At 42.3% G+C, this 4993-nt stretch carries 2 protein-coding genes and 1 pseudogene; all 3 read right to left on the bottom strand.

Translation table 11 applies throughout. The features are described from left to right. Positions 1-177 precede the first annotated feature (177 nt). Positions 178-453, bottom strand: a complete 276-nt coding sequence (locus tag ACFFAP_RS35715; RefSeq protein ID WP_375515646.1) for a hypothetical protein — start codon at positions 451-453, stop codon at positions 178-180. An 87-nt stretch (positions 454-540) separates the two neighbouring features. Beyond that, a complete protein-coding gene (locus tag ACFFAP_RS35710; protein ID WP_375515645.1) occupies positions 541-3513 on the bottom strand; it encodes a CHAT domain-containing protein in 2973 nt (990 codons plus the stop codon). Between the two features lie 61 nt (positions 3514-3574). Beyond that, positions 3575-4993: pseudogene (locus tag ACFFAP_RS35705) on the bottom strand (hypothetical protein); the annotation flags it as partial.

Below are 4993 nucleotides of genomic sequence, written 5' to 3'. Positions count from 1 at the left end.
GTTAGCACTTTCAGCCTACCTGTTTTGCCCCCTTTCTTATCCCGAACTCACGTTATTTAGGAACGTGCATTAAATAAAATGCAAAACTTCATCCTGTATCTAGCTTCCCTCTCCTTTATAAAGAGAGGAATTGAGGGTGAGGTAAGCTAGGGATATAAATTGTATGTTATTTAATTCTTATTCCTTAGAGGGAACAAGGGAGATTACAAAGGTCTGGTTAAATGAAGTGGCCGTTAATGTTGTATCTTGAGGACATTCCTGATTACGAGACCCTGCTGATGATGTAGATTTTGGCTTCCCCTGATTTGGTGGTGGTTTGAATATTATCCGCTGGAGTTTTGAGCGATTAGTCGGCCTTGGAATATTTGCATTTGATTGGGCAATTGTTGGTTGCATCCCCATCACAAACAACGCGATCGTCATTAGACCAATCAACTGTTGACTATTTAACATGAGTTATCTTTTGGTAAAGTCTATCCTTAGTTAAGTGATACTCATTACTAATGCTCAATTCCGCAAAAATAGTATACTACTTGCTGGCTACAACCAATTACCTACTAAGACAAATGGTGCCCAGTAGTAAGGACGACTATAATTTGGCGATCGCAACAGGAACAACTGAGCTTGACGAAGTGCCTCAGCTTTAGTGACTCTAAGTTGCTTCAATTCTGAATAGAACTTGTTCATCAGCTCAACTGTAGATTCATCTTCTACTGACCAAAGCGTTGCTAATGTACTACGTGCCCCAGAACGCACTGCCACCCCTGCTAGTCCCAGAACCGCTCGATTATCACCTGCGGCAGTTTGGCAAGCACTCAAAATTAACAATTCCAAAGGACTTTGACCAGGGCGATCGCGTGCTTGCAATAATTGGTCTAATTCTTTAACATTAATCCGACCATCCCAAGTCAACAAAAAGGTATTGTCAGCCTGCGAAGAAAACTGACCGTGGGTTGCTAAGTGAACAATGGGGAAAGGTACATTATTGATTTGAGCTTTCAGGCGACTGCCGGTAAATTCTTGGTTTAAGAGAACTTCTGTGGGAACTATCTTTGTAATATCTTGAACTTCCTCTTCCACTCCCGGCAGTTTAGAAAACCCTTGCCTAGCCTCAGTCAAACCTCCCACTAAAGTTTGCAATTTGTTTGGGGAAAGCGAAGGTGAATATAACAGCTGTAACCCTGGACTCAAAGCAACGTTATATTTTTCAATTAGATACTTTTGCTGCTGACTATCATAAAGTGCTGACATGGGTACTGCACGCAAAACTCCATCTAGTACAAACACCAAAGTTTTAATGTCATCCTTTTGCAGTTCTGCCTCAATTGGACGGATTAACCAATCATAAAAAATTGTTTGTGGACGTAGTGGATCTATGTAGATATAACTGGTTAAGCCAGCAAACAGATCATTGTATACACGCTCGACCTCCCCAATTTCTCCTGGCTGAGAATTAGGCTTCAGAGGTGTTGCGTAGTATTTTAAGTCCTTTTGAGGTCGAGATAAGATCACAGCAAGGCGATCGGGCAAAATAATTGAATAGATGACCGCAGCATTTGGATCTAATCGGTCAATTGGTTGGGGTTGGCTGGTTATACAAGCTTCCCGAAAAAAGTTTGTCAGTTCTGCTAGTTGGAGTGCTTCTATAACATCACGAGCAAGCTTGAGATTTTCCTGATTAATCTCCGTTTGCTTTATCTGTTGAGAAGCTTGGGGTGGCAAGAGCAAATTGACCAGTTCTCGATAGACTGGTTCTACACTATCCCGAAAAGTAAATTGAATTTCTGGGTTAATACCAACTAAGTCTTGACGCAAAGACTGAAGAGTTTCATAGGCTAAGGTGTAGGCTTCAAGTGCGCTTTTTGGGTCTTGTTGAGTGTGGTAAATCCGTCCTAGTTGCCATTGCCAAAGATAGGTAATACTGGAATTATTAAAAGCAGATTTCTGCTGTAAAGCTTGTTCAGTGAATTGTCGTGCCTCTGCCAATTTCCCCATTTGCAGGTAAACTCCTCCTAGATAACCACGCACATCGGCTTCGGCTTGCTTATCTCCCAATTGTTGAGCTTGATTGAGGGCAGTTTCTAAAATTTGCCCAATTTCTGCCCATGAGGAAATTTTTGAGGATTCAAGAGTTTTAACACTAGTGCCCGTAGGTATATTCTTGACAAAGTTACATAGTTGCAGAATCGGGGATAAAGCATTAGATGAGTTTTCACTCAGTTCTGATTGCAGACATATCAAACTTTGAGCAAATTTGATCTGAGCATAGACAGTGGGATGACTAATAGGTAAGTTACTGAGGTTAGACGTAATTTCAGATACCAAAATTGGTACTTCAGACCATTGCTGAGTTTGTACCAAAAGGCTAAATCGATTCAATTGAGCTTGTCTTTTGATATCTTCTGATGAGGTAGATGATTCAGCTTGCCGATAGCAAGTAGCAGCCTGTTGATAAAATTCAGCAGCGTCGGCTATACTGGCTGCTTGAATACAGTTTATAGGCTGTGTAGGGGGTAGCTGTTGTTGGCTTGATTTTCCCAATTGTATTTTTCTATTACCCAAAGACCGGGCTGTATTGCCTAAACTCAGGTAAATAGCAGATAGATTTTGCGAATCTCCTGATTGTTGAGCTAATTGCCCAGCTGCGGACAACACCATTTGCGATTGTTCGAGTTGACTAACAACTCGTAAAACATTGCCAAGACTACGCAAAGCCAGAATATTTAAAGAAGAGGAATTTCCCTTGTTGACAAATCGCTCTTTTAAAGTTTGCAGTTCTTCTTTTGTGATCTGGCAGTTTTGATGATCGAACTCTAAAGTTTTTAGTAAGGTTTTGCAAGCCATTGGGTAAAGACCCAAATCTTGCATGGCTTGAGTTTGGTTAATCTGGCTTCTAATTGCGCCATTTTGATTGCCGAGATTTTGATAAATTTCAGCCGCTTGTTTCCAAGTTGCTAAGGCTGCTTCTGATTCTCCTACTGCTAGTTGCAACTGTCCTTGGATATCCAATGTGGAACTGAGGATTTGCGTTAGCGCAGCTCCTCCTTCGGAGGCTCGCTCTGGTGTTTTTGACTGTGTTTGCAGGATATTTAAGCTGGTAGCGATCGCTTTTTTAGCTTGCTCCCACCTACCGAGTTGTTGAGCTGTCAGGGCAAGATTGCTCAATGCCATTGCCTGGTTAAGTTTATCCTCTCGCGCCGCAAAAGCCGCAGCAACTTGTTCCCAAAGGGTTAACGCTGACTCAAATTGTCCATTTTTGTAAAGCAATTTGCCTTCTTCTACCAACTGGAAAGGCTCTTGTTGAGTTTGTCCGATCGCAGTTGATGCCCAAACCTGGTTAGTAACCAGCACTCCTCCCATAGACAAGAAAAATAACAGAATTGCTAAAATTAGCGATCGCACTTGACTACTATAAAGTCTAGATTTGTAATGGTTAATTTGTGAGAAAAATTTGGCTTTGAGCGTAGGCGTAGCCCGTCGTAGACATCGCCATTTCTGCTTTTTTTCATTCATATTTTATTTTTTCTGTCAAGTAATTCACAAAAATACCTGTTTTCACCTTTTTTTTGCCGTCTCATGGTGCAGGACAACTATTTAAATTCTTAGGTAGGCGATGAATTCCAATGACATTGGGATTGTAGGCGGTGAGAACTACTTCACCTTTATTGTTGAATACCCATCCTTGAACTGGCACAATCGGGCTAGGGATTTGGAATTTTGAATTATGACTGGAAGAGATTTTTTGCGGTGGTTTGACATTACTGACGGTTGAGACTGGTTCAACCAAACCAACCTGAGTAGCTTGTTGGCTTAAGTCTTCGTTGGGACTAGGAGGCAGTCCACCACGTCCGGCGATCGTGAATTCACTAGCAACACCTTTACTACAGGGATTTTGGGCGATTTGGTCATTGGGATCGATAACATTTGCAGGTAATTCCACTAAATTCTGGTTGGAATCAATCTGTAGATAGAGGTTCACCACTCCCTGATTGCGACCAAACTCTGAACTAGCGGTGATGTCATTTAACAAATCTCTGGGCTTGTCCTGAAATTCAATCCCAAAGATACCAGCAGCTGTGATATCAACACGACCACCGTTACCATAAGTTGCATTGGCGGTTATATCACTACCCTTTGGTTTGGAGGGTAGTGCAACTATAAATTGGCTATCAATCTTAATGTTCCCACCAGTACCAATTGCCCCTGGTTGGCTTTCAATGCCTGCATTGGTAGTAATTTTGCTCTCGTTTTGCATCTGCAATAAATCTGCTACCTTTAGCGTGATATTGCCGCCTGTTTCTTTGGCAGTTTCGGCTGAGATCGTTCCCTGATCCAAAGTCAGAGAATTGCCTTCCAGAGATATATCCCCTCCTGTACCGCTTCCCTTGCTATTTACAGAAAGTTCAGCACCATTTTGAATCAGGACATTTTTGGGGGAGCCAATCACGAAGATATTACCACCATTACTGGTAGAAGTATTTTCAGTCTCAGCTAAGACTGCGGTTCCAAAGTCAGACATAGTAAGGCTATTTGGTACATTCAGTGTGATATTACCTGCTTTGGAACTCGCTGAAGTATTAGTGCGGATTTTTCCGGCGCTGGAGAGTTCAATAGTGTTAGATGTGACATCAATGTTACCAGCATTGCCATTCCCGTTAGTATTAGCACTGACAATAGCCGCATTACTTACTTGTAAGCGAGGAGTATTGATTGTAATCCCTTCGGAGTCTCCGGTTGCACCAGTCCCAACTTCACTAGCTATGGCAGAAGGAAGGGAGCGATCGCTCGTACCGTCAACAACTACACTATCACTAGCTGCGACTCGAATAGAGCCGGAATTGCCCTTCCCTAAAGTATTAGTATTTAGTTCTGCACCATTGGTAACTCTCAGGATCGGAGCATTGATTTCAATCCCTCCTGACTTGCCCTCAGCAGTTTGTGTCACTTGGCTAGTTGCAGCACTGCCTTCACCCTGCCTCGATTCACCATCAAA

The sequence above is a fragment of the uncultured Nostoc sp. genome (assembly GCF_964245575.1).
Classification (GTDB): domain Bacteria; phylum Cyanobacteriota; class Cyanobacteriia; order Cyanobacteriales; family Nostocaceae; genus Nostoc.
This window is presented reverse-complemented; position numbering and strand designations above follow the sequence as displayed.

Excerpts from the sequence above, each read along its gene's own strand:
- ACFFAP_RS35715 (WP_375515646.1), bottom strand. The coding sequence starts at position 453 with ATGTTAAATAGTCAACAGTTGATTGGTCTAATGACGATCGCGTTGTTT.
- ACFFAP_RS35710 (WP_375515645.1), bottom strand. The coding sequence starts at position 3,513 with ATGAATGAAAAAAAGCAGAAATGGCGATGTCTACGACGGGCTACGCCT.